Source organism: Bacillus sp. AP50, assembly GCF_040492675.1.
GTDB classification, from domain to species: domain Bacteria; phylum Bacillota; class Bacilli; order Bacillales; family Bacillaceae_G; genus Bacillus_A; species Bacillus_A cereus.
Map to the genome: position 1 here is coordinate 1 of NZ_JBEUTW010000167.1, position 3,499 is coordinate 3,499.

The following is a 3,499-nucleotide window of genomic DNA, read 5'->3' on the forward strand; positions in this document are numbered from 1 at the left end:
CCACATAAATGTGCGTACTTGTATCTATGTTACTTTAAAAATATAATTTACTTACAAAATAAATTAAAGAAAAGAGGAACTTTTATGACAAATACAAACGAAATTACAAAAGAGAAAATTATGGAGGCTTTTCATTTCAGACATGCATGTAAAGAGTTCGATCCTATGCACAAAATTTCAGAAGAGGATTTTAAATTCATTTTAGAAACAGGCAGATTATCTCCTTCTTCTTTTGGATATGAACCTTGGAAATTTATTGTCGTACAAAATAAAGAATTAAGAGAAAAACTACAACCGTATTCATGGGGCGCTGGTGGGCAACTTGCAACAGCTAGTCATTTTGTCATTGTTCTTTCAAGAAACATTAAAGATATGCATTATGATGCAGAGTATATTAAATATATGATGAACGATATTATTGGATTGCCTGAAGACACTCAAAAAATTAGATATGAATTCTTCAAAAAGTTCCAGGAAACAGATTTTAACTTATTACAATCCGATCGTACTGTATTTGATTGGGCATCTAAACAAACTTATATTGCTTTAGGTAATATGATGACGAGCGCAGCTCAAATCGGTATTGATTCTTGTCCGATAGAAGGATTCGATAAAGAGAAAGTAGACTCTTTACTTCGTCAAGAAGGCCTTATACAGGGCGATAACTTTGAAGTATCTGTTATGGTTGCCTTTGGTTACCGTAAAGAAGATCCAAAACGTGATAAAACAAGACAGACTATAGATACAATTGTTGAATGGATTAAGTAATGTAGCACACACAAATAATGCTCCTAATAGCTGGATACTTATACTAAAGAACTATTAGTCGTTTTTCTTATGTATGAATTTGGTTTTTCATGGAAAGATATATTAGTATGTATGCAGTTTGAGCACTCTATTTTTTAGAGTCGAACAGGAGGAGAATGAATATGTCTGATATTGAAGTTGGCGAAGTGTTTACTCTTAGTGATGAGAATAAAGAAGAGCAAGAAGTAGAAGTACTTGGAGCGATGGATGTCGAAGGCGCAGAATATATTGCAGTTGCCTTTGTTGAAGATATCCAAACAGAAACTGAGGAAGACATTGATATTTTCTTTTTAAAAGTAGAAGAAGATAATGAGTTTTCATACATTGAAAATGATGAAGAGTTTGATAAAGTATCTGCTGCGTTTGAAAAGATTTTGGATGAGCAAGAGCAAGAATAGTATGAATGAAAAACACGAGGGCGGATGCATATCCGCCCTCTTTTTATTACTCATCCAGAGACTCACGCAGTAATTGCAGTACATCTTTCATCGCAAAAGGTCCATCTTTTTTAACATGCTCCGCAAATTCTGAAACGAGACGTAATGTTCTCACACTTTCGATTGGATGTTCTCCTGATGCACTTTCAGCTGAAAGCATAACTGCATTCGTCCCGTCCAGTACAGCTTGAAACACATCAGTCACCTCAGCCCTTGTTGGAATAGAATGATCTACCATAGATTGAAGCATTTGTGTTGCTGTAATGACATATGTATTCGTTCGATTACATTCCTGAATCATCATTTTCTGTAAAAGCGGAATGCATTGATACGGTAACTCTACTCCTAAATCGCCCCTTGCAATCATAATTCCATCTGCTTCTTTACATATATCCTGAAAATTCTCGATTGCTTCCATCGTTTCTATTTTTGCAATTACATTAGGTGACGTTTCTTTATACTGTTGTATAAAATCTCGTATTTCTTTTATATGACTAGGTTTTCTTACGAAAGAACACGCGATAAAATCAACATTCTCCTCTAAAAGAAACTGAATATCTTTTTTATCTTTCTCTGTAATAGCTGGTAAACGAACAGCCGCATCTGGTAAATTAACTCCTTTATGAGATGAGATATTGCCACCTGTTTTTACCTTCGTTTCTATTTTGTCCGTACTTATCTTTTCAACAATTAATTCAACTTCTCCATCATTAATTAAAATTCTACTGCCTACTTTCACATCATTCGGTATTCCTTCATAATCAACACTCGCTTCTGTATTACTCCCTGTAACTGGTTGTGTATGTAAAATAAAAGAATCTCCTGCCTGAAGTGTAATTTGCCCTCCCTTCACTTCACCTAATCTTATTTTAGGTCCTTGTACATCACCCAAAAATTTAATAGAGTCATCTAATGATTTCACTAAACGAATGATGTCTTTATGACTTTCATGCGTGCCATGCGATAAATTCAGTCGAACAATTTTCATACCATTCTTTATTAACTGCGCTAACGTTTCTTTATTATTACTTGCGGGTCCAATTGTACAAATTCGATCGATTGTCATTTTTGTTACCATCCTTTTCTTAATAAGGTTCCCATATGAACTTAAAAATAACAGAGATTCTGACATGAATAGATTTAAATTTACACGAATTTCATAAAGTTAAACCTGTATCCCTTGCTGGCTAAGCATTAGAAGATATATTCGCTTTTTTGCAAATGAAGACATGTTGAATCGAAAGTAAAAGAAAAGTTAAGTATGGGATAAACCATTGAGAGTTTCGAAATTTTCATATATTGTATGAATTGAGTTCGAACTCAAAAATTTAAAAAGGTGGGAAAATTAGTGAATATGAAAAAATCTTTATCGGTGACAACTTTAGGGTTAGCGGTTTTAGGTTTTGGTTTTACTAATAACGCAAGTGCTTCAGAGATCGATACTGTAGACAAGCAGCCCGTTTTAGTTGACTTTGATACAATTCAATCAACAAAAACATCTAGTGTTCCTAGTTTGACTATTGCAGCTGCACCTAAGAATGACTCTAACATTAGCGTATATACTCCCTTTTTTGGTAACCCATATGCAGTTGCTAAATCGAAATCAACTACGACCGAAGACTATGTTTATGCAAAAGCAAGAACTTTCAATGGCGATGGCTCATTAGTAAATACGAAAAGTAATAGTGCAAAAAAATCATCCTTTGTAAGTGCTACAGCGACCAACACAAGCATTTATTATGGAGATGATTACGCTATCGGTAATCATACCTATAAATTAAGTGGTTATAATGATGTGAATCACGAAACAAAAGCTTTCTGGTAAGAAAGAGAAAAAAGATATGCATCTTGCATATCTTTTTTCTATAATATTTTACATATATTGAGGTGCAATTTATGAAACAAATATATATTATTAGCGGTGTTTTACTTATTTCATTACTTACAATTTATATTTTGTTCAATACTTCATTCATACAACCTCATCCACCTTCCATAGAAAATAAACGAGAGCAACAAACCAATACTATTTCTTACGGATTGAAGGATAATCAAGGCCAACATATTAACAATGGTAGTACAATTACTAGTGAGGATAATAAAATTAATGTAACATTATCATTCGTACATACTATTAATGAAAACCGAAAATATGGATTAATTGTTCTAGAAGATTACGAACAAAAACCTTTTAAAATAGAAGATACTACTAATGAAATATCACACTATTTTTTTGATATGAAACCAAACAGTTC

At 33.1% G+C, this 3,499-nt stretch carries 4 protein-coding genes and 1 pseudogene; 4 read left to right on the forward strand and 1 reads right to left on the reverse strand.

Annotated features, from left to right (window positions below; all coding sequences use genetic code 11):
• Positions 1–84: 84 nt before the first annotated feature.
• Positions 85–768 carry an NAD(P)H-dependent oxidoreductase gene (locus tag ABWK52_RS14450; protein ID WP_098541096.1) on the forward strand — a complete coding sequence of 228 codons (684 nt, stop codon included), beginning with the start codon at positions 85–87 and terminating at the stop codon, positions 766–768.
• A 155-nt stretch (positions 769–923) separates the two neighbouring features.
• Complete coding sequence (locus ABWK52_RS14455; RefSeq protein WP_141537333.1) at positions 924–1,205, forward strand: DUF1292 domain-containing protein; 282 nt, start codon at positions 924–926, stop codon at positions 1,203–1,205.
• Between the two features lie 46 nt (positions 1,206–1,251).
• On the opposite strand, the gene ABWK52_RS14460 is transcribed toward ABWK52_RS14455, so the two are convergent.
• A complete protein-coding gene (locus ABWK52_RS14460; protein ID WP_000151088.1) occupies positions 1,252–2,310 on the reverse strand; it encodes a pyruvate kinase in 1,059 nt (352 codons plus the stop codon).
• Positions 2,311–2,592: 282 nt separating this feature from the next.
• Here ABWK52_RS14460 and ABWK52_RS14465 point away from each other — a divergent pair, with 282 nt between their 5' ends.
• Both ABWK52_RS14465 and ABWK52_RS14470 read left to right on the forward strand, forming a co-directional pair.
• Positions 2,593–3,069, forward strand: coding sequence for a hypothetical protein (locus ABWK52_RS14465; RefSeq protein WP_001056346.1), 477 nt, complete (start codon positions 2,593–2,595; stop codon positions 3,067–3,069).
• 71 nt (positions 3,070–3,140) lie between these two features.
• A pseudogene (locus ABWK52_RS14470) lies at positions 3,141–3,499 on the forward strand (hypothetical protein); the annotation flags it as partial.